The organism is Flavobacterium sp. GNP002 (assembly GCF_054343795.1).
This window is the reverse complement of the sequence record NZ_JBTGUW010000001.1, coordinates 3,227,824-3,249,284: the sequence shown is the minus strand read 5'-3', so window position 1 is coordinate 3,249,284 and position 21,461 is coordinate 3,227,824. Positions and strand designations below refer to the sequence as shown.

General features: G+C 34.8%; 19 protein-coding genes. 11 read left to right on the top strand and 8 right to left on the bottom strand.

Annotated features, from left to right (window positions below; translation table 11 throughout):
* The first annotated feature begins 85 nt into the window (after window positions 1-85).
* The gene (locus ACXX80_RS14075; RefSeq protein ID WP_417951732.1) at window positions 86-583 is read left to right on the top strand and encodes a glutathione peroxidase; all 498 of its coding nucleotides are present in this window, start codon (window positions 86-88) and stop codon (window positions 581-583) included.
* Window positions 584-767: 184 nt separating this feature from the next.
* On the opposite strand, the gene ACXX80_RS14070 is transcribed toward ACXX80_RS14075, so the two are convergent.
* The gene (locus tag ACXX80_RS14070) at window positions 768-1,718 is read right to left on the bottom strand and encodes a tRNA dihydrouridine synthase (protein WP_458553744.1); all 951 of its coding nucleotides are present in this window, start codon (window positions 1,716-1,718) and stop codon (window positions 768-770) included.
* 100 nt (window positions 1,719-1,818) lie between these two features.
* Window positions 1,819-2,316, bottom strand: a complete 498-nt coding sequence (locus tag ACXX80_RS14065; protein WP_458553742.1) for a GNAT family N-acetyltransferase — start codon at window positions 2,314-2,316, stop codon at window positions 1,819-1,821.
* Window positions 2,317-2,410: 94 nt separating this feature from the next.
* Between ACXX80_RS14065 and menD the strand changes: the two genes are divergently transcribed.
* The gene (gene menD, locus ACXX80_RS14060; RefSeq protein ID WP_458553740.1) at window positions 2,411-4,084 is read left to right on the top strand and encodes a 2-succinyl-5-enolpyruvyl-6-hydroxy-3-cyclohexene-1-carboxylic-acid synthase; all 1,674 of its coding nucleotides are present in this window, start codon (window positions 2,411-2,413) and stop codon (window positions 4,082-4,084) included.
* Between the two features lie 88 nt (window positions 4,085-4,172).
* Window positions 4,173-4,514: a DUF2853 family protein gene (locus ACXX80_RS14055; protein ID WP_458553739.1), complete on the top strand. Its 342-nt coding sequence runs from the start codon at window positions 4,173-4,175 to the stop codon at window positions 4,512-4,514.
* A gap of 79 nt (window positions 4,515-4,593) precedes the next feature.
* Here the strand turns inward: ACXX80_RS14055 and ACXX80_RS14050 are convergent, their stop codons facing one another.
* Window positions 4,594-5,946 carry a M28 family metallopeptidase gene (locus ACXX80_RS14050; protein ID WP_458553737.1) on the bottom strand — a complete coding sequence of 451 codons (1,353 nt, stop codon included), beginning with the start codon at window positions 5,944-5,946 and terminating at the stop codon, window positions 4,594-4,596.
* Between the two features lie 324 nt (window positions 5,947-6,270).
* On the opposite strand from ACXX80_RS14050, the gene ACXX80_RS14045 reads away from it, so the two are divergent.
* The 8 genes from ACXX80_RS14045 to ACXX80_RS14010 all read left to right on the top strand — a co-directional run bounded on the left by ACXX80_RS14045 (window position 6,271) and on the right by ACXX80_RS14010 (window position 14,988).
* Complete coding sequence (locus tag ACXX80_RS14045) at window positions 6,271-7,125, top strand: CvfB family protein (protein ID WP_091170327.1); 855 nt, start codon at window positions 6,271-6,273, stop codon at window positions 7,123-7,125.
* A gap of 730 nt (window positions 7,126-7,855) precedes the next feature.
* Window positions 7,856-8,686: a 1,4-dihydroxy-2-naphthoyl-CoA synthase gene (locus ACXX80_RS14040; RefSeq protein ID WP_091170323.1), complete on the top strand. Its 831-nt coding sequence runs from the start codon at window positions 7,856-7,858 to the stop codon at window positions 8,684-8,686.
* 71 nt (window positions 8,687-8,757) lie between these two features.
* Window positions 8,758-9,279, top strand: a complete 522-nt coding sequence (locus ACXX80_RS14035) for a PH domain-containing protein (RefSeq protein ID WP_458553736.1) — start codon at window positions 8,758-8,760, stop codon at window positions 9,277-9,279.
* Window positions 9,279-10,793, top strand: coding sequence for a PH domain-containing protein (locus tag ACXX80_RS14030; RefSeq protein ID WP_458553735.1), 1,515 nt, complete (start codon window positions 9,279-9,281; stop codon window positions 10,791-10,793). The genes ACXX80_RS14035 and ACXX80_RS14030 overlap by 1 nt, the downstream gene beginning before the upstream one ends.
* A gap of 84 nt (window positions 10,794-10,877) precedes the next feature.
* A complete protein-coding gene (gene menA / locus ACXX80_RS14025) occupies window positions 10,878-11,840 on the top strand; it encodes a 1,4-dihydroxy-2-naphthoate octaprenyltransferase (RefSeq protein ID WP_458553734.1) in 963 nt (320 codons plus the stop codon).
* 44 nt (window positions 11,841-11,884) lie between these two features.
* Window positions 11,885-12,562 (top strand): metal-dependent hydrolase, encoded by a 678-nt coding sequence (locus tag ACXX80_RS14020; RefSeq protein WP_458553733.1) that lies wholly within the window; start codon window positions 11,885-11,887, stop codon window positions 12,560-12,562.
* Between the two features lie 110 nt (window positions 12,563-12,672).
* Window positions 12,673-13,881 (top strand): tetratricopeptide repeat protein, encoded by a 1,209-nt coding sequence (locus ACXX80_RS14015; RefSeq protein WP_458553732.1) that lies wholly within the window; start codon window positions 12,673-12,675, stop codon window positions 13,879-13,881.
* Window positions 13,882-13,941: 60 nt separating this feature from the next.
* Window positions 13,942-14,988 carry an o-succinylbenzoate synthase gene (locus ACXX80_RS14010; protein ID WP_458553730.1) on the top strand — a complete coding sequence of 349 codons (1,047 nt, stop codon included), beginning with the start codon at window positions 13,942-13,944 and terminating at the stop codon, window positions 14,986-14,988.
* 4 nt (window positions 14,989-14,992) lie between these two features.
* On the opposite strand, the gene ACXX80_RS14005 is transcribed toward ACXX80_RS14010, so the two are convergent.
* From ACXX80_RS14005 to ACXX80_RS13985, 5 genes are all read right to left on the bottom strand, one after another.
* Window positions 14,993-16,078 (bottom strand): AI-2E family transporter, encoded by a 1,086-nt coding sequence (locus ACXX80_RS14005; RefSeq protein WP_458553729.1) that lies wholly within the window; start codon window positions 16,076-16,078, stop codon window positions 14,993-14,995.
* 111 nt (window positions 16,079-16,189) lie between these two features.
* The gene (locus ACXX80_RS14000) at window positions 16,190-16,636 is read right to left on the bottom strand and encodes a DUF1572 family protein (protein ID WP_458553728.1); all 447 of its coding nucleotides are present in this window, start codon (window positions 16,634-16,636) and stop codon (window positions 16,190-16,192) included.
* On the bottom strand, window positions 16,626-17,105 hold the full coding sequence (locus ACXX80_RS13995) for a nuclear transport factor 2 family protein (RefSeq protein ID WP_417991914.1): 480 nt from the start codon (window positions 17,103-17,105) through the stop codon (window positions 16,626-16,628). Before ACXX80_RS13995 ends, ACXX80_RS14000 begins: the two co-directional genes overlap by 11 nt.
* Window positions 17,106-17,348: 243 nt before the next feature.
* Window positions 17,349-19,403, bottom strand: coding sequence for an OmpA family protein (locus ACXX80_RS13990; RefSeq protein WP_458553727.1), 2,055 nt, complete (start codon window positions 19,401-19,403; stop codon window positions 17,349-17,351).
* Window positions 19,404-19,468: 65 nt separating this feature from the next.
* Window positions 19,469-21,244, bottom strand: coding sequence for an Ig-like domain-containing protein (locus ACXX80_RS13985; protein ID WP_458553726.1), 1,776 nt, complete (start codon window positions 21,242-21,244; stop codon window positions 19,469-19,471).
* Window positions 21,245-21,461 lie beyond the last annotated feature (217 nt).

Here is a 21,461-nt window from a genome sequence, read left to right as displayed (position 1 = left end):
GAAAAATCTAGTGTATATCGCAACTTGCGCTTTAATGTTATTAAGTTGTCAAAATCAGGCACAACCACAAAAATCCGAAAACAAAATGAGTACACCATTGGCTAAAGAGACAATTTATCAGTTCAAAGTAGAAGATTTATCAGGTAAAAGTTTTGATTTTGCTTCTTTGAAAGGTAAAAAAATCATGATTGTGAATACCGCTTCAAAATGTGGATTAACACCACAATACAAAGACCTTGAAGCAGTTTATAAAGAATACAAAGACAAAGGATTAGTAATTGTAGGTTTTCCGGCTAATAATTTTGCGTCACAAGAGCCAGGAACAAATGAAGAAATTGCTACTTTTTGCCAAATGAATTACGGAGTGACTTTCCCAATGATGGATAAAGTTTCTGTAAAAGGAGATGACATGGCAGCTATTTATCAGTTTTTGACTCAGAAATCTAAAAATGGATTGCAAGATTCAACTGTAGAGTGGAATTTTCAAAAATACCTGATCAACGAAAAAGGGGAATTAGAAAAAGTAATTTCTCCAAGAACATTAGTAACTGATCCAGAAGTATTGAATTGGATCAAAGCATAATTTTCTAACGCTAATTTTAGAAATTAAATATTTTAAAAGAGATTTTCAGTCAAATGAAAATCTCTTTTTTTTGCGGTTTGAGTAACTGTCGAATATTTTCTAAATTTTGAACCATTAAGAAATTAAGTTACATTAAGAATCAGAGCTTAATTTTTCATAATTTCGTAATGGTTTATTTTTTTCTCTAGAATTTTTCGTTTTTGAAAATTTCCGCAACAGCAGCTTCATAATTTCGAATGCTTTGGGCTTTTTTTATTTTCTTTAAAACCTTATGCGGATTTGAAAACGTAGCCGAAAAGTATTCCCATAAATGGTACATCTTCAATAAAATATGGGTTGAACCAGAAAGAGATTCACTATATATAGCATACAAGGTATCGTGAAACGCACTGAATAATTCCATTTTGTTGGCAGGATATTCTGAAGTATTGTTTTTTATCATACTGGGTAAAAATGGATCCGAAATTAATCCTCGGCCAATCATCCAATGGTCAATAGTAGGAAATCGTTGCTGCATTTCATGAAATTTAGCAACGGAGGTTATATCACCATTGTAATACAATTTATGTTTAGTGTTATCAACACATAACTGAAACGCATCGAGATTCACGCCACCTTTATACAATTGCTTTCCAATACGTGCATGAATCGCAATATTCTTAATAGGGTACGTATCTAAAATAGGTAAAACATCCAGAATTTCTTCACTGTTTTCATACCCCAAACGCATTTTCATAGACACAATAATGTCAGATTCAGTATGTGCTCTGTGGAGAATAGTATTGATTTTTTCGGGATTACTAATTAAGCCGGAACCCATGCCAGACTTTGTAACCATAGGATAAGGACAGCCTAAATTCCAGTTTAACTCTTTATACCCCAATTCCCGAACATATTTGGCCACAAATAAAAATTCATCGGCATCGTTTGTTATCACTTGTGGAATTACCTCTAAATCAAGATTATTCTCTGGAAGCAGGTCGCGTTCGTATGACGGTTTGATAACCATTTTTCCGTTTAAGCGAATGTAAGGCGAGTAAAAAGTGTCAATTCCTCCAAATAATTTGTTTTGGGCATTTCTAAAACGAAAGTCGGTAAATCCCTGTAAAGGCGATGATAGTAAGGTATAATCCATGAAATTTTTAGTTGTGCAAATATACTATAAAGTCTCAAGTCAGACAGTTTTTATACTTGAACATGTTGAGAAAATGAATTTTATTCTTGTACAAATTCAATTATTCTAAAATCAATTGCATAAAAACGGAACTCAACCAACGATCAAATTTATAGCCTGATTCTTTAATAACGCCAACGGTTTCAAAACCATACTTTTGATGAAAAGCAATGCTGCCTTTGTTCTCGGAGTCAATAACACCAATCATAGTGTGGTATTTTTGTTTTTTTGCCAATTGGATAAGTTCAGCCAATAATAATTTTCCAACGCCTTTTCCTAAAAATTCTTCCGCAACATAAACAGAATGTTCTACTGTAAAACGATAGCCTATTTTATGACGAAAAGAGCCATAAGTAGCGTATCCAATCGTTCCATTTTCAGTTTCAGCAACAATAACAGGTAAGTCATGGGACATTTTGTCTTCAAACCACAATTTATGGGTTTCAAAATCACGTGGCTCATAATCATAAATCGAAGTGCTATTCAGTATTTGGTGATTGATGATTTCTAATATTGTATCTAAGTCGCTAAAAACAGCCGGTCTTATTTTGATTTCCATATAGAATTTATTTTCCTTCAAATTTAAGAAAACTATTTAAGATTAGAGAAAAACCTTTACATCTTTGTATCTTTGTTTCTTTGAAACTAAAACAATGATTTACCCCAAAATACCTTTAGCACAAAGCATTATTGAAATTTGTTTGGCCAAAGGAATCACCACCATAATTATTTCTCCGGGTTCTAGAAATGCCCCGCTTACAATTGGTTTTGTAAACAATCCCGCCTTTAAATGTTACAGCATTGCTGATGAGCGTTCGGCTGCATTTTTTGCATTGGGAATAGCACAACAAACCAAGCAGCCAGTGGCTTTGGTGTGTACTTCCGGTTCTGCTTTATTGAATTATTACCCAGCTTTTGCGGAAGCATTTTACAGCCAGATTCCTATGATTGTGATTTCGGCAGACAGACCGCAAAGCAAAATTGATATTGGCGACGGACAAACGATTAGACAAGAAAATGTTTTCGAAAACCATTCACTATACAATGCTAATTTGCATGAGGATGTGTCAGTCGAGAATGATATAAAAATCAACGAGGCGATTAATATGGCTATTACTCAAAAAGGTCCCGTTCACATCAATGCTCCTTTTGAAGAACCTTTGTACGAAACTGTTTCGGAACTTTCAGTCGAAGTGGATATTGTCGCTTGCCCAAATACTACTCTGACGATTTCCATTGAAGACGTTTCGGAATTTGCATCGATTTGGAACAATTCAACCAAAAAAATGATTCTGGTTGGCGTGAATGATCCGAATGTTATTAGTGAAAAAATAATTGAGGCTTTCGCCAAAGACGAGTCGGTTGTAGTGTTAACCGAAACGACTTCTAACTTGCATCATGATACTTTTATCAATAATATTGACACGATAATTACACCTTTTACGAATGAAGATTTTGAAAATTTTCGTCCGGAAATTTTAGTCACTTTTGGCGGAATGGTCGTTTCAAAACGAATCAAGGCTTTTTTAAGAAAATACAAACCAAAACACCATTGGCATATTGATTCTTGGAGAGCGTATAATACGTTTGGCGCTTTGACTAAACATTTTGAAGTTGACCCAAATGTATTTTTTGACACTTTCTTGCCAATTACACACGCAATAGAAAGTAATTATTTCGAGCAATTAGACGCTGTGAAAGCATTGCGAAAGCTAAAAAGTGATATTTATTTAGACAAAATTCCTTTTTCGGATTTTAAGGTTTTCGAAAAAGTGATGCAGTGTTTGCCCATCAACAGTCAATTGCAAATTAGCAATAGTTCAGCGATTCGATATGCGCAATTAATAGATATTGATCCTTCCATTGAAGTGTATTGCAATCGCGGTACCAGCGGAATCGACGGAAGCACTTCTACGGCTATTGGTGCCGCTGTCTCGTCTTTAGGACGAGATAATAAACAAACTGTTTTTATAACAGGAGATATTGGATTTTTGTACGATAGCAATGCGTTATGGAACAATTATATCCCAAAGAACTTCAAGATTATTTTAATCAATAACGGAGGTGGCGGAATTTTTAGGATTTTACCAGGACATGAAGAAAGCCCTGTTTTTAATACATTTTTTGAAACTTCTCATTGTTTAACGGCAGAACATTTGGCTAAAATGTATGGCTTTGAATATAGTATTGCCAGCGACGAAGAGAGTTTAGCAATAAGTTTGACCGCTTTGTATGCTCAAAATGAAAAACCAAGTATTTTGGAAATTTTCACACCCACATTAAAAAATAACAGTATTTTACTGCAATATTTTAAAGAATTAGTCTAATATTTTTTTCTAATTCGTGAAATGAGATGAATTAATGTTTAAATTTGGTTATATAAAAACCTATTAATCAATAACAAAACCTTAATTTATGAGTGCAAGAGAAGAATTAATTGTAAAGTACGCCGCTGATTTAAAAGACAAATGTGGTGTAAGTCCAGACATGGATTTGTTGACAAAAGTAACTATTGGTTGTGGGCCGTCAATTTATAATGCTGATTCGGCAACGGTAGCCGGAAGTCAGCAATCCGAATTACATACGGTAAAAAACAATTTCTTAATCAAGAAATTAGGACTTAGTGACGGACCGGAATTAGATGCTGCAATAGATGCCGTTATGGAAAAATACGGTCGTTCTAACAGGAATAAATACAGAGTGGTAATTTATTATTTACTGGCTGTTCACTTCAAAAAAGAAAGTGTTTACAATTAATACTTAATTTGTAAATAGTACCCATAAAAAAAGCGTTTGCCTAAGGCAAACGCTTTTTTGTTTAGTATTGAACGCTTTTTTAGCGAATTGGTATTGGGAAAACCGGTAAACTGGAATGTCCTAATGCATCTACAGCTTGAACAGCAAAGAAAAAATTGTCTTTAGAATAGGGGATTTCAGCTTTTGTATCTTTTATAAAAATTGTTTTTTCCCAATGTTGCGATGACGTTTCTCTAATAAGAATGTTATATCCATAAACCGACTTTCCTTCAGGAGCGGTCCAAACTAAAGTAGAAAAATTAGTCAAATCCTTTACTTCAATTCCTACGTTTGTAGGTGCTTTAGGTGACCAAGCCAAATTGCTGAACGTAGCCAAGTTAGAACAGGTTACTTTCTTCATGTATTCAAAGTCCATAAACTCGGCAAGATCGCCGTACTGGATGTTATTTTCTTTTCGAACATTTTGATGTTGGTGATCGTAGTTTTCATTCATTTCACAAAAACGAATGGCTGTAAATCCATTTTGACTGAAAGGAGTGTGATCGCCTCCACGCAAGAAACGGTCGTTGCGATAGACTAAATTAATATCCAGTTGCTCTACATATTGATTCGTAACTGTTTTAATGTATCGGGCTAATTGTCTGGATGGGCTATCATTATCACGATTGGTTGATTTACGCATTTTTGACTCCGCTTCCGTTTCTAAAAATGGAATTGTTTCACTGAAAACGCGAACTTTAGTATTGTCTCTCAATAAAGTTCCGCTGGATAAACTATTTCCAATCATGTCATTATTAATCATCGCAATTACATTCCATTTTCCATCTTTGGCAACATCCGCTAAATGTTTGGCTCCGTACAAACCTTGCTCTTCACCAACAACAGCGACAAAAATTAAGGTAAAAGGAAATTCTCTTTGGCTCATTATTCGGGCAAGTTCCATCATAGCTGCAACTCCGGAAGCATCATCATTAGCACCCGGTGCATCTGATTTAGCATCCATAACATCTGAAGCACGGGAATCTAAATGGCCGCTTATAATCATTACACGATCATCTGAAGGATCAGTTCCTTTTAAGGTTGCCATCACATTCCCCAGTTGGCTGTCGGTGGCAATACGTCTTCCATCTGCTTTGATGGTGAAAAAATCAATAACTGAAGTCAGTCTTCCGCCAGACGCCACTGCATATTTATCAAATTCGGATTTTACCCAGCGTTGTGCTGCGCCAATGCCTCGGGTGTTGCTTTTGGTGTCACTTAATGTATGTCGGGTTCCAAAAGATACGAGTTTACGAACTGTAGCTTCCATGTTTTCGGATTTTACTTCGGCAACCATTTTTTTTATTTCGGGATCATCGACTGTTGTTTGTGCGTAATTGGTATGAGAAATGAATAGGAGTAGGAACAAACAGAATATTGAGGTTGGTTTCATTAATAGGTTTTTTTAGTTTTCTCAAAGTTAGTAAAAAAGAAAAAGAAAGTATAAACGAAATTGAGTTTTAGGATTTGTTTACTCTTGTAGTATTCGAAATTTTGAAAAACAAAACGTCCTAATCTAGCCCCGATGGAAGCAAGTATCCCACGCTTTTGGGTGTGGATACTGCGGACAGCGGGACAACTCGTTTTGAAAAAAGTGGAAAGTTATGCTCCTAAAAAAGAATATATCCATCGAATTTGAGCTTTGTTTTTTTGTGGACAGTTTCTTAATTTACTATTTTCAAACTTCGTACCTTTGCGCTTTAGAAATTGAAAGAAAATGATTGAAATAGGAAAATACAATACGCTTACCATACTACGCGATACCAAAGTGGGTTTGTTTCTCGGAAATCCAGAACAAGATCCTGAAGGAATACATGACATTCTGTTGCCTAACAAATACGTACCAAACGAATTTGAAATAGGCGAGGAGTTGATTGTTTTTGTGTATCTAGACCACGAAGAAAGACCCGTTGCCACAACATTAGAGCCTTATATATTATTGAATGAATTTGCACTTTTGCGTGTGAATTATACCAATCAAATTGGTGCTTTTATGGATTGGGGAATGGAAAAGGATATTTTGGTTCCGTTTAAAGAGCAGGCGCGTCCTATGGAAAAAGGGAAACGCTACTTGGTGTACCTTTATATGGACGAGAAAACCAATCGTTTGGTGGCTTCCAGTAAATTGAATCAGTTTTTAAAAAATGATCACCTAACGGTTGAAAAAGGGGAAGAAGTAGATTTAATTGTTTCTCATATCACTGAATTAGGAATTAACGTTATCATCAACGAAAAGTACAAAGGTTTGATGTACAAAGATGAAGTGTATGATGATGCGATTCGCACGGGAGACCGCATGCGAGGGTATATCAAGACAATTCGTCCGGATAATAAGATTGATGTGGCATTGCAAGTTCAAGGATATCAAAGTATCGAGCCAAATGCAGAAAAAATTCTGGATGAGTTAAGAGCCAGCAGAGGTTTCTTGCGTTTGACTGATAATTCACATCCGGAGGACATTAAAACGGTTTTGAAAATGAGTAAGAAAACCTTTAAGAAAGCGATAGGAGCTTTATACCGAGAGAAATTAATAGAAATCAAGGAAGACGGAATTTACTTGGTTAAGGAATAAAAAAAAGAAAGACTAATCGTAACGGTTAGTCTTTCTCTTTTTAATGCTGTTTTAGAATATTAAATTCTGTAGCACTAAAATAAATTTGAAGTTTAAAGTATATTTATCCACCTATATGCACAATAGTATGCTCTATACTATTTTAAAAATATTAACTTAAGCGTAAATTACTTTAAAGAATAGTTTGTCTTTAAATCTACAATCACTTGCTTACGAGTTAAGAAAAAATTTCACAATAAGGCCGTTGGTTTTCTATATATTGGAAGATAATTTTCTAAAACAATTGTTTATTAATGTCTCACTTTTGCAAGGACAAGAAAAATAAATCTTTGATTTAACCGTAGGTGTTACTTTTTATTTTTTACTGCTGGGGCAAATGCTAGTATCATTAGCTCGTTTATCAGGGCTTTGAAAATATTTTTATAATTTATTACCGTAGAAAAAGGAGCGACAACATTTTTAATTGCATTCAATACATTCTTTTTTTAGGTTAATAAATCAGTGAAGAATCAATAATTAATCAAGATAAAGAATTTGTATTCATCTGATTAGCTTATTATAAAATTAAAAATAAATTGAATTGGCAACTGTTAAAATGCTGATTTTTTAGTATTTTTTAACGTTTTAAAGCCTTTAATCAGAGAAAGATTACCATAAGCTTGTCTAAATAGAATAGATAAAATGTAAAAAATGATTTATTTTTACACTAAAATAATTTAAATCAATTGTAATGGATTGGATCACTGCTAAAGAATACGAAGATATTACTTATAAAAAATGCAATGGCGTTGCCAGAATTGCTTTTAACAGACCGGATGTGCGTAATGCTTTCCGTCCTAAAACGACTGCTGAATTGTATAATGCCTTTTACGATGCGCAGGAAGATACGTCAATAGGAGTAGTATTACTTTCTGCTGAAGGACCTTCGTCTAAAGATGGTGTATATTCTTTTTGTAGCGGTGGCGATCAAAACGCACGCGGGCATCAAGGTTATGTAGGTGATGATGGACAACATCGTTTGAACATTTTAGAAGTGCAACGTTTAATCCGATTCATGCCAAAAGTAGTTATCGCTGTAGTTCCAGGATGGGCTGTAGGTGGAGGGCACAGTTTGCATGTAGTGTGCGATTTGACTTTGGCTAGTAAAGAACACGCTATTTTCAAACAAACCGATGCCGATGTAACGAGTTTTGACGGTGGATACGGTTCTGCTTATTTGGCTAAAATGGTGGGACAGAAAAAAGCACGCGAGATTTTCTTCTTGGGACGCAATTATTCTGCTCAGGACGCTATGGATATGGGAATGGTAAATGCTGTGATTCCACATGCTGAACTAGAAGATACAGCATACGAATGGGCTCAGGAAATTTTGCAAAAATCTCCAATGGCGATTAAAATGCTAAAATTTGCGATGAATCTTACGGATGACGGAATGGTGGGACAACAGGTTTTTGCGGGGGAAGCCACAAGACTTGCGTATATGACCGAAGAAGCTAAAGAAGGAAGAAACGCATTCCTTGAGAAAAGAAAGCCGAATTTTGAAAAAAAATGGTTGCCATAAAAAGTTTCAAGTTTTAGGTTTCAAGTTTAGAAACTGAAACGTTAAACTTTAAACATGAAACAAAATAAAAAATGGAGAATTTCACAAACGAAACAATTGATACGCGCCAACTTCCAAAATTTGAGAAAGTCACTTTTACTAATTTGCATCCTAAATATATTAGGGTGGTATTGATTAATCTGGGGTTGTGTATTGGCATATTTATTCTTGTTCCAATATTGCTTTCAATGTTTAAACCTGAAATTTTTTCAGGAAGAGTCTGGTTGATTATAGGTGCTGTTATTCCTGTATTTTCGATTTTGTTGGTAGTATTTTCTATTATTGGATTCCAGAAAAAAGGATTTGCTTTCCGAGAACACGATGTGCTTTTCAGGTACGGAATTATTGCTACAAATACGATTGTAATTCCTTATAATAGAGTGCAACATGTGGCATTGCATGAAGGATTAATTTCACGTTATTTTGGTCTTGCCAAAATTGAAATTTTTACAGCCGGCGGAAGTTCCAGTGATATTGAAATTCCGGGAATCGAAAAAGAACAAGCTGAAAATATCAAACAATTGTTGATGGGCAAAATACAAAAGCAATTGTAATGAGAGCCGATTTTAGTCAGCCACAGAGGCAATCTTCAATAGGGATTTTGGTAATGTTTTTTTACACGCTTCAGCAATACGCCAGAGCGTTGTGGCCTATGATTGTGATTTGGATTTTCAAGTTTGACGAGGTTAATAAATTGTATTTTTTCCTTGGAATGCTTACCATTTTTGTAAGTATTGGGGTTGTATCCTATTTGAAATACCTGAATTTTACTTTCTTTCTGGATGCCGAAAATGAAGAATTTATCATTACAGAAGGCGTTTTTAATAAAACCAAAACTGCAATTCAACTGCGTAAAATTCAACAAGTAAATATCAATCAGTCTTTTATTCAAAAGTTAGTTGGGGTTTATGAATTGGATGTAGATACTGCCGGAAGCAATAAAAAAGAAGGCGCTATCAAAGCGATTTCACATGAATTGGCTTTGGAGTTGAAATCCCGTTTGTTGGAAAATGAAGAACTAAAGACTACAATTGGAACTGAAACAACTTCATTGGAGGAAACCGAGCAAAAACTATTTGAAGCCGCACATCCTTTTATTAAAATCAGTTTTTTGAGTTTGTTGAAAGTTGGAATCACGTCCAATTATGGAAGAAGTATAGCTTTAATAGTGATTTTCTTTAGTACGATATATGAGAATTTTCAAAATTTTGGAGATGAAAGTAATGTTTATAAAGAAAAAGTAGGATCGTACATCGATAAAAACTTAGTGCTGCAAACTATTTTAACATCGATAGTGTTGTTGTTTATAGTGGTTTTGGTTGTGAATGTAATTCGTACTGTTTTCAAATACTATGATTACAATATAACCCGACAAAAAGGATCTTTGCTTTTGTCTTTTGGGTTGTTAAATACGAAAAGCACCATTATCAAGCCTGAAAAAGTTCAGATTACGACCGTTAAAAGGAATTATTTCCAAAAGAAAATGGGGATTCTGGAGCTGAAAATCAAACAAGCAACTAGCGGTGAAAAAGAAGAAAGCAAGTCCGTAATAGAAATTCCGGGATGTAGCGAGACTGAACGAGATGCGATTTTGAAGTTGTTATTTCATCAAATTCCTGAAAAAGGATTGATGCTGCAGTCTAATTTTCGTAAACTTATTTTTTCTGTTTTTCTTTCAATAGGATTACCTTTGTTTGGATTTATGGCGGTTGGGTATTGGATTGAACCTATACTTTTTGAATATAATTATGTGGTGCCCATTTACGTCATTTTTATTGGATTAATCCAGTATTTTAAATTCAAAAATAACCGATTGTTTATCCACGAGAATTTTATAATAAAACAAAGTGGTGCTTGGGATATCAGTAATGATATTATTGTGCCCAGTAAAATACAAGCGATTACAACGTCACAGCTTTTCTGGCATAAAAAGTTGGATATTGGTTCCGTAACATTGCATACTGCAGGAGGAAATATTGCTTTTCAGTTAGCAAATTATTCAATAGTAAAACAACAAGTCAATCTTTGGTTGTACGAAATAGAAATTTCCGATAGTAATTGGATGTAACAAAATGGTTTAAAGTGTAAGGTTTAAAGTTGTTTGCTCAACAAATCTTAAGTTTTAAACTGCAAATTTTTAAATAAAAAAAATATGAAACATTGGATTGAAGCCGCACGATTACGAACCTTACCCTTATCGGTTTCTGGAATAATAGTTGGGAGTATGTATGCTTTGGCGCACCCAACAGATAGTATATTAACGCCAACCGAGGTCTTTAATTGGCGATTATTTGGATTTGCTATATTAACAACATTAGGATTGCAAATACTGTCTAATTTTGCTAATGATTACGGTGACGGCATGAAAGGAACGGATAATGAGGATCGTGTAGGTCCAAAACGCGCGATACAAAGCGGCGTGATTACTCCGCAAGCCATGAAACGCGCTATTATAATTACATCAGCCATGACGTTGCTTTCCGCGATGTTGTTGATTTATTATGCGTTTAGAGATACAAATTTATGGTATTCCTTATTTTATTTAGTATTAGGAATTCTTTCCATTGTATCTGCGATTCGCTACACGGTTGGGAATACCGCGTATGGTTACCGTGGATTTGGCGATGTATTTGTCTTTGTGTTTTTTGGATTGGTGAGTACTTTAGGTGTGAATTTTTTATACTCCAAACAATTGGATTTCGAATTGGTTTTGCCTGCAATAGCCATCGGATTATTGAGTGTTGGTGTTTTGAATTTGAACAATATGCGTGATGAAGCATCCGATAGAAAATCAAATAAAAACACGATTGTTGTAAAAATTGGCGGAGCTAAAGCTAAAATATACCATTACATTTTGATTGTTACGGCGATGGTTTTGGTGTTGATTTTTGCAATTATTGACGAATTTCATTTTGATCAATACTTGTTTTTATTGGCCTATATCCCTTTAACTAAACATTTAATTACCGTTTATAAAAATCAAAACGCTAAGGAATTAGATCCTGAATTAAAAAAACTGGCATTGAGTACTTTTGCACTTTCAGTTTTACTATCGTTAGGTATGATTTACTTTTTTTCGGATATCATTGTGAATACTTTTTTAGGCGGGAGATAAATTAATAATGAAGTAGGGAACCATTCAATTTTAAATTAAAAAAAATGAAAATAACATTTTACGGCCACGCATCATTAGGAATCGAAGTTGGTGGCAAACACATCATTATAGATCCGTATATTTCTGCTAATCCAAATGCAGCGCACATTGATATTGACACCTTAAAAGCAGATTATATTTTGCTTACGCATGCTCACGGAGATCATATTCTTGATGTTGAGGCAATTGCTAAAAGGACGAATGCTGTAATTGTTTCCAATGCTGAAATTGCAGGCTATTATGGCGCAAAAGGCTTTCAATCGCATCCTATGAATCACGGAGGAAGTTGGAATTTTGATTTTGGGAAACTAAAATATGTAAATGCGATTCATTCCAGTTCTTTTCCTGACGGCAGTTACGGAGGAAATCCGGGTGGTTTTGTCATCGAGGGAGAACATAAAAACGTGTACATCGCTGGTGATACGGCGCTTTCTATGGATATGAAACTCATTCCGATGCGTACCAAGCTGGACTTGGCGATTTTGCCGATAGGCGATAATTTCACTATGGATGTAGAGGATGCAATCATAGCTTCTGATTTCTTGGATTGCGATAAAATTCTGGGCTACCATTACGATACTTTCGGGTATATCGAAATCGACCACGAGGAATCCATTCGTAAATTCTTCAATAAAGGAAAAGATTTGATGTTGCTTGAAATAGGAAGTTCTATAGAGTTGTAGTTTTTATTTGGAGCAATCTCCTGCTATTCACTTGTATCTTTACTTGCTTAAAGAAAGCAAGTAAAGGATACCGTTTCTATCAGGGCTAAAAAATCATTTTAATCAAAAACATGAATAGTATAAAAGGAATTTTTCTACTCCTAACTGCACTCGCATTTCAAGCAGGCTCTGCTCAAAAAGACGGCTATTGGGATAAAACCCGCGCTACAACCGAAGAAATAACGGTTTCCGCTAGAGACAGAATCATCATAAAAACCCAAGATTTCCCTGAAGGTACCACCGAAGTCGTTTACAGAATAACGCTTTTGGATAAAAATCAGCAAATGGCAGGCAGTTTAGTTTCAGTTTTAAAAGCTATTCCAGACCCTACAGGAATCAGTCAAGGTTCAGCAGGAGCAGTTTTTATTTTGTCTAAAATTTCAGGAGATGATAAATGTAAATATGCTGTGTTCTCTAGCGCTGACTTAGCCTCAAAATACAAAGAAAACGGAAAAACAGATGATGCTTGTTTGGTGCAAAATACGCCAGTTAGCAAGGATGCCAAGCGACTTTCTTCGGAGAAATCGGCTTGTATGCAATCCAATTCAGGGAATTTATGGTTTGGTTTCGAAAGTAAGAACTGGATTATGAACCAAAAAATCATTCTGGAAGTCGTGCCATGGGTTGATAATAAACTCAGTCGTGGCTGGACTGTTGAAAACAGAAAAGCAATTATTGATCAATGTAAAACATCTAATTTGGCACAAAAAATGACGAATTCAGATGATTTTTGCGTTTGTATCCTCGATAAAATCCAATCCAAGTACAACTTTAAGGAATTTCAAAAATTATTGACTGTAGAGCGTGCTAAAGCGTTCAAGGATTTTGGAAACAGTTGTTTTGGCGAAAGCAGTCTTTCTAAAAGTGTGTATGATGATTTGCGCATGCAAGCCGCTACATTAGCAAAACAAGGAAAGCAAGGCGAAGCTATTCAGAAACTGACAACGATAATCAATGATGGAAAAGCAACTGCCTTGGATTACAACGCAATAGGAAGTAGTTATGTGTTGACGAAGCAATACGGTAAAGCGATTAAATTCCTGAAAGAAGGCGAGAAGCTTGATGATACGGAGTTGCTGATAAAGCTAAATTTGGCGCATGCCTATTTATTGAATGATAATTATTCGTCAGCAAAAGCCATTTACAAGGAATATCAGTCTCAAAACGTAACAGATAGTTTAAGTTGGACTCGAAAAATAAAACAAGATTTTGCAGCTTTCAAAAAAGCGGGAATAGTTTCCAATGACTTTGAAAGAGTTTTGAAGTTGATGGACAGATAGATCTAGTTTTTATAAAATTTCGTCAGACATAAGCTTAAAATAACTCATACTTTATAACTTTTGAAAGCAATCTACCACAAATACATTCTAGATTTCAAACGACCATCAGGGACTTCCCGTGGCGTTATGACTGAAAAAGAAACTTGGTTTATCGTCTTGGAACAGGACGGTAAAAAAGGAATAGGAGAATGCGGAATCCTTCGCGGATTGAGTATTGATGACCGACCAGATTATGAAGAAAAATTGCAATGGACTTGCGACAATATTAACTTGGGAAAAGACCAACTTTGGGAGGTATTATTAGAGTTTCCTTCGATACAATTTGGAGTGGAAATGGCGTTTCAATCTTTAGTGAGTGAAACTCCTTTTTTGTTGTTTCCTTCGGACTTTACAAATGGCACAAAGTCTATCTTGATAAACGGTTTAGTTTGGATGGGTGAGGAAGCTTTTATGAAGCAACAAATCGAAGAAAAATTAGCAGATGGTTTTACATGTATCAAACTCAAAATAGGAGCTATTGATTTCGATAAAGAACTGCAATTATTACGCTTTATTCGAGAACATTTCACTCCGAAACAAGTCGAAATTCGAGTAGATGCTAATGGTGCTTTTAGTAAAAATGAAGCTTTAAATAAATTAACTCAATTATCTGAATTTAAACTACATAGCATAGAGCAACCGATACAAAAAAATCATACTGACAGGATGGCAGAGCTGTGTAAAACCACTCCTTTTCCTATTGCTTTGGATGAAGAGTTGATTGGTGTGTTTACTTTGGCAGAAAAAGAACAATTATTAGAGAAAATCAAGCCGCAATACATCATTTTGAAGCCAAGTTTTGTAGGTGGTTTTCGAGGTACACAAGAGTGGATTTCATTGGCTGAAAAGTATAAAATCGGGTGGTGGATTACCTCAGCTTTGGAGAGTAATATTGGATTGAATGCCATCGCGCAATGGACATTTTTACAACACAATTTGATGCCTCAGGGATTAGGAACCGGAGCTCTTTATACCAATAATTTTGACTGTCCGCTGGAAGTTTCACAAGGACAATTATGGTACAAAAAAGAGCTGGATTGGACGTTTGATTTTGCCTTTTTACAATAGATTATTACCTAGTTTTCTTTTGTTCGCCATCTCCTAGTAAAACGGATAACGTCTTTAAGCTTGGTGTACGGTCCGCAATTAACTTTACGATACTGATGAACGGAATAAACAGAATCATTCCTGCAGCACCCCATAAAATGCCTCCCACGATTACTACAATAATGATGACGAGTGTGTTTATTTTCAAGCGGCTTCCTACTGCAAAAGGAAATATAATATATGCTTCGAGTACTTGAACAATAGAAAAAACTGCTATAACGGCTAATGGATACCAAATAGAATTGTATGTTATCCAGGAAATTGCAATGGGCAACAGCGATGATATCATGATGCCTACATAAGGAATAAAAGTGAGGATTGAGGCAATAAAACCAAATAGAAAGGGATTTGGCACTCCAATTATCCAAAGCCCAACGCTGTTCAATAATCCAACTATTAAATAAACTACCAACATTCCTTTGATGAAATTGTAATATTCATGAATGGTTTCAATAAGGATTTCATGAATCGTATTTTTTCTTGCAGGAGGAAAAAGTTCATATAAAGCATTCGATAACATCTGGCGATGGAAAAGTATTAATGCCGAGAAAACAGGAATCATTAATAAAAAAAAGACAGATTCAGACAGAGAATAAGCGGTGTTTCTAAGTATTGAAAAAGCTTGTGAACCGGAGTTGTTGAGTGTATTGTTGATGAAATCATTTTGTTTTTCAAGACTAATGTCAAAGCGTTCCGAAATAAAAACACTCAATTGATTTACTGTTTCGGCTAATTTCAATCGCAAAGATTGCCATTCTTGAAGGAATTCTGAAAATTGCGCTACTAGTAAGTAGATAATGCCTCCGACCAAAAGTGTCACTCCTAAAATACAAATAACAATAGCAATTCCTTTATTGATTCCTTTTGTTTCCATCCATTTGCAAACAGGATATAGAATAAAACCAATGAGTAGCGAAAAACTTAGCGGAATAAATAGTGTTTTTCCAAAGTATAGAATCAAAGAGGCTAATACAGTAAACTGAAGAATTTCTAAAACAGAAAATCTCTTACTGGAATGAAAAGGAACCGGTGTTTTAGAAGATTCTAACATACAAATTTGTATTATAACCGTTATTTCTTACTCTTCTTTACTTTTATTTGCGATGAAAGTATAAATTTAAAACGTGCAATAAGGTACTAAATTGCTTGTTATTACAATGTTTTAAGATCCTAATGATCGCCTGTGGTAATTAATCTGACCTAAATGATAGGTTAGGTGAGTGGTCAAATGGATGAGCATAAACTCGGTTGAAGTTTTGTCTTTAAAAACTAAAAGTGGATATTCTTTTTTTAGTTCAACTTCTGAGATGGTATTAAGCGCATTGTCAACGACAACAATAGTTTCTTCGATTTTTGATAACAATTCTACTCTTGGAATATCTTTCAGCGAAAATTCTAATGGTCTGTTTCTTATATATCCAGTTTTTCCATACTGTGCACCAATGTAAGTGTTTAAGTTTCCAATTAAATGCAAACAAAGATTTCCGGCTGAATTAGCGATACCTTTTTGGATAGTCCAAATATCACTTTCATTTTGGTACGACTCAATTTCCGTTTTTAGCTGATTTAAATCTCGGTTGAATAGTGTCTTTAAGCTTTCAATTAGCATTTTTAGTTTCTTTGTATTTTTTTAATGATAGTAGTGCTTGTTGCTGTATTTTTTGTTGAAAAAAACCGGTCCAGCCTAATAGATGTCCTGTAATTCCAAAAGCTTGTTTAGACCATTTCCAGATGTCGAAATCATCGGTGTGTTTTTTTATTAATCCATCTTTAAACTGAAACTGAGCCTGAATAACATTTACTACTTTTCTATTTGTTTTACTGAAGTTATAGGTAGCAATCCATTGTGCGGAACCAACGTATTCATCTGCTTTTATATCTGAGAACTCAATTTTTATATTTCCTTTGCTTTTTTCAATGAGCATTTTCCACATTTGGCAAACATCTTTTTCTTTTAACAAACCAAAAGCAGGATCGCGAAACTCAATTTTAGAATGATAGCATTCACACATTGTTGAAGCATCGGCATTGGCAAAAGCGGTATAGAACTTAATGAGGGTTTTTTCGTTTGCGTTCATATTTGCATAAAGTGAATAGTAAAAATAATAATTTTTTTGTTAAAATTCAGGTTTTAAAAAAGGAATATAGAAAAACTGATAAGTATTACTCTTAATATGAGAACATTAAAAATAATTAAAGATTGATTATCATTAAATTACATTCAGATATGTTTTCTCATTTTTAGGCAAAAAAAAGAGGATAGACTGTTAAGTTTTCTATCCTCTTTTATAATTTATTAAATGGTATTCTGTTATTATGGCTTATTTAACCGCAGGAATAATATCAATTATTACGGTACGATTGTAAAAACGTTCTTCGGGAGTTTTGTTATCAAACGGAGAATTATTTTCATTTTCACCATAACCTGACACATCAAATTTAACATCATTTCTACCCGCTTTAGCTAAACTGCTCTGAAGGATAGTTTTCACATCATTTGCACGAGCCAATGATAAGTCTTGATTGTAAACTTCTTCACCAATAATATCTGTATGACCTTTAATAATTACGGTTGCTCCTACAGGAATTTTAGGGGTAACTACCTCAGTAAGATATTTTTCATACAATGAAATTGCTTTAGAGTTATTAAATTCATAGATGATACTATATCTCATACCTTCTTCCATTTTTGCAGGAGTCCAAAGCGTCACGTGAACAGGAGTTTCCTTTTCTATAATTTTACCACTTTTAGTTTGGCCAATCATTTTTACTTTGTAATCTCCTTCTGGACGGCTACCTAAAATTGCTTTTTCAGGAATGCTAACCTCATCTTGAGTATAAGGTCCAAAAGACTGTATTTTTCCTTGCTCGTCAGTTATTTGTAATGACCAAGATGATAATGCTTCACCAGCTCCTTTATTATTGAAAGTAACATAACTTTCCAAAGGTGCTTCTTGTGAAGCTATAATTTGAACTGGTTTCAATGGTGCATCAGGACCACTTTGAAATTCCATCAACAAATCAGCAGAATTACTTTCGATAGAAACTCTACGATCTCCTTCACGTAGTAAAACTAATTCTAATGTTCCACCTGGTTGTTCTGATGGGATATTTGGTTTACTTTGACCTTTAGTGGTAATTCTAATTGGATTTATTGCAAATACATTTACCAAATAGGTTTTAACAGATTCGGCCATAGCAAGACCATCTGTATTGTCATTATTTGATGAACCTACCAAAGTAATTGTTGAAGAAGGATTTTTTTGCATACGATCTCCTAGGATGTTCAGCACATTATAATAAACAGTCATTTGACGTTTAGAACGATCTGATAAATTTTTAGGAGCAAATGTTTCTAATTGATCTTCTTTAAAGTCTTTTACTTGATTTGTTGTCAATAAAACATAACGATTTGGAATCTCTGTTGATCCTTCATTAAAGAAAACATAGTTTCTAAGTGGGAAAATTTCAGTCATTCGTCTTTCTCCGGGAACATTGCTAGGAGAATTTACGGAGAACTCAACCTCACGGTCTTTAACCATATCTGTAGCCTGTTGGATATTTTGTCCTTGACCAAATTTAAGTGCAACTCCAGCTCTGATTGTAGTTATATTCCAAGTTTCTGTTGCACGAGGATTTTGACCAAAATAAGGTTGGAAAGAAACAAAAGGAGACAATACAAATTGTGTTTTGTTGCTATCTGAAGAAAGCGGGATATCATATCCTGCACCAATTTGCATTGACAGAATAGTTTTCTCAATCTCGCTAAATTCACCCGTTACTGCAGGAGAAGGAGCTTGATCAGGGAAAGCTGGATTAATACCTAATTGATAGGTAAATGATTTGTCCAAATTGAAAGCCAATCTTGGACCTCCATAAAGGTAAAAATTAGATTTAAATGGAGCAAAACGTACGCTAGGTTCTACAGTAATGTAACTAAGATCAGTTTTTAAATCAGCTGGACAGTCACATGCAGTAAGCACTTGGTCAAAAGAACCTTTACGGCTATCAAACCCGGCTTGCAACATAACTCCCCATCTTGAAGTAGCAGGACGATATTCTAAAAGTGGTGCAATAAAAAGCCCTGTGCCATTTCCTTCATGAAAAGTAGCGGGAGGAGTAAAGCTTGCATTTAACTGATTAGTAGAACCTTCGTAAAAATTGAAATTGGCTCCACCAGCAACACCGAAATACCAGGAAGGTTTAGCATATTTAACCACTTGAACTTCTTGTGCCTGAACAGTCGTTTGAGCACTTAACCATGTCAATGAGACTACTAAAAGACTTTTGATTGGTAAGTTAATTGGAGACCAAGCTAGGCGTAATCCCTTTTTGAAATTATTTATATTGTCCATGTTATTTTTTATTTGATTCATTTTAAATATATCCCGTCCTAAGACGGGATGAAAAGTTTGATTCTAAAATTTATTTTATCAAATACCTAGTTAGGTACGTTAATAACTGTATTCACCATGGTAACTGAAGCTACTAGAGAAATCGCTCTACCATTTAGTACTGTTAAAAAAGGATTTGTGCTATTGGCAGGAGAAGACAAAGTCACACCATTGTTTGCAATAATGTTTCCTACCATAACTCCACCACCTGCGTAGTTAATAACTGCTGTACTACCAACATACCAGTATACATTATTAGGATTACCTACGCCATTTAAAAATGTAACGCTACTTGGCGCTGAATCACCTACTGTTAAAGTAGAAGGAGCCTGAAAGTACCATTTGGCATTTGGATCACCATTAGCGTTTAAGGTAAGATTCCCATTGGTTATTTTAAAAGAACTAGATGCAGTATATACACCAGGAGCTAATGTTAATCCACCTAATTCACCTGCTCCAGGGTTAACATTACCACCTGGCATTGAGGCAGGGGAGATGCTATTATAAAGATCTCTTGCGGCATTCAATCCTGCTAATGCAGTTGCTGATTTTGTCGTATTTCCGGGTGCAGGAGCATCAGTAAAGATACCATCTGTTACAACTCCGTTATTTAATGGGGTTACGATATAAACATCACCATTGGTTCCATCTGTAAAACCGGTCACTAAAGATGACGCAGCGGTAGTACCTATAGTACCATCTACTACAGATAATAATCCTTGGTTTGTTATTCCGGCATTACCTCCAAAAACTCCAAAAAACAGTCCGCTAGTAACTATAGGACCTGGTGTAACTGTATTTGCTGTAGTGAAATTCCACACATAGTTATTTGCTAATGGAATACCTAAAGTACTTTTAGCGCCAGTTGTTAAGGTAGCGGTATAACTAAGTCCTGGATCAAGTGAATTTACCGGGTTAAACGAAGCTGTATTTCCACCAGTGTAAGTAACAACACCTGAAATTACAGTTGTACCCTGTATCAAAGTAAAAGTAGTTGCATTTATAGTCAAAGGATCCATAGGTACACTGAATGTTGCAATAACTGTTTTACTTAAATTAACTCCTGTAGCATTATTAAGTGGGTCTGTTACAGTTACTGTAGGTGCTGCTGCTGTAGTGAAATTCCATACATAATTAGCAGCTAACGAAGCATCCGCTGTACTTTCAGCTCCAGTTGTTATAGTAACGGTATAAACAGTATTCGCAGTTAACAGATTTGTTGGGGTAAAAGATACTGTTGAACCAGAATAAGTAATTACTCCTGCAACCGTATTTGTTCCTTGTTTTACAGTAAAAGTTGAACTATTTAATGTCAAAGGATTCATTGGTACACTAAAAGTGGCAGTGATTGTTTTATTCAGAGTAATGTTTATGGCATTGTTTAGCGGATCTGTATTACTCACCATTGGAATTATAAGCATTCCAGTACTGAATGTCCAAACATAATCGGCTTGAAGTGCATTACCCATTACATCCTTAGCTCCTGTTTTAATTCTAGCACTATAGGTAGAATTAGGAGTTAGAGGTACACTAGGAGTAAACAAAGCTGTAGTTCCGCTGTATGTTACTGTACCTGTAATAGTAGTACCATCAGCTTTAGTGATGATAAAAGTGGATGTATTAATTGTTGCTGCATCCATCTCTTCATTGAATGTTGCAGAAATCACTTGTCTAAAAGGAACGGCTAAAGCGCCATTAACAGGAGTGGTAGATTGAACAACTGGGCATACGCCTTCGGTCTCTATAAAATCGTCTTCTGCACAGCCTGAAATTAATGCAATAAAAAGTATTGCAAACGTTATTAGTAAATTTTTAGTTTTCATTATTATTGATTTAGGGGATTAAGTATTTTGTACAACAAAGATTGATTTATTGTGGGCTGGTGTTGTTATATAATTAAAAAATGAAATTGTAAAATTCACTCATTTAAAACATTAAATGATTGATTTATAGTCGGTAATGTGTAATTTTTACAGGTGTTGAATGTGTATCAGTTTATTTAATTTTTATCTTTCTAAATTTAGAAATGGCTAAAACAAA

Bases quoted from the DNA above. Each gene is read 5' to 3' on its own strand.
- ACXX80_RS14075 (WP_417951732.1), top strand. From the start codon at position 86: ATGAGTACACCATTGGCTAAAGAGACAATTTATCAGTTCAAAGTAGAA.
- ACXX80_RS14070 (WP_458553744.1), bottom strand. From the start codon at position 1,718: ATGGATTATACCTTACTATCATCGCCTTTACAGGGATTTACCGACTTT.
- ACXX80_RS14065 (WP_458553742.1), bottom strand. From the start codon at position 2,316: ATGGAAATCAAAATAAGACCGGCTGTTTTTAGCGACTTAGATACAATA.
- menD (WP_458553740.1), top strand. From the start codon at position 2,411: ATGATTTACCCCAAAATACCTTTAGCACAAAGCATTATTGAAATTTGT.
- ACXX80_RS14055 (WP_458553739.1), top strand. From the start codon at position 4,173: ATGAGTGCAAGAGAAGAATTAATTGTAAAGTACGCCGCTGATTTAAAA.
- ACXX80_RS14050 (WP_458553737.1), bottom strand. From the start codon at position 5,946: ATGAAACCAACCTCAATATTCTGTTTGTTCCTACTCCTATTCATTTCT.
- ACXX80_RS14045 (WP_091170327.1), top strand. From the start codon at position 6,271: ATGATTGAAATAGGAAAATACAATACGCTTACCATACTACGCGATACC.
- ACXX80_RS14040 (WP_091170323.1), top strand. From the start codon at position 7,856: ATGGATTGGATCACTGCTAAAGAATACGAAGATATTACTTATAAAAAA.
- ACXX80_RS14035 (WP_458553736.1), top strand. From the start codon at position 8,758: ATGGAGAATTTCACAAACGAAACAATTGATACGCGCCAACTTCCAAAA.
- ACXX80_RS14030 (WP_458553735.1), top strand. From the start codon at position 9,279: ATGAGAGCCGATTTTAGTCAGCCACAGAGGCAATCTTCAATAGGGATT.
- menA (WP_458553734.1), top strand. From the start codon at position 10,878: ATGAAACATTGGATTGAAGCCGCACGATTACGAACCTTACCCTTATCG.
- ACXX80_RS14020 (WP_458553733.1), top strand. From the start codon at position 11,885: ATGAAAATAACATTTTACGGCCACGCATCATTAGGAATCGAAGTTGGT.
- ACXX80_RS14015 (WP_458553732.1), top strand. From the start codon at position 12,673: ATGAATAGTATAAAAGGAATTTTTCTACTCCTAACTGCACTCGCATTT.
- ACXX80_RS14005 (WP_458553729.1), bottom strand. From the start codon at position 16,078: ATGTTAGAATCTTCTAAAACACCGGTTCCTTTTCATTCCAGTAAGAGA.
- ACXX80_RS14000 (WP_458553728.1), bottom strand. From the start codon at position 16,636: ATGCTAATTGAAAGCTTAAAGACACTATTCAACCGAGATTTAAATCAG.
- ACXX80_RS13995 (WP_417991914.1), bottom strand. From the start codon at position 17,105: ATGAACGCAAACGAAAAAACCCTCATTAAGTTCTATACCGCTTTTGCC.
- ACXX80_RS13990 (WP_458553727.1), bottom strand. From the start codon at position 19,403: ATGAATCAAATAAAAAATAACATGGACAATATAAATAATTTCAAAAAG.
- ACXX80_RS13985 (WP_458553726.1), bottom strand. From the start codon at position 21,244: ATGAAAACTAAAAATTTACTAATAACGTTTGCAATACTTTTTATTGCA.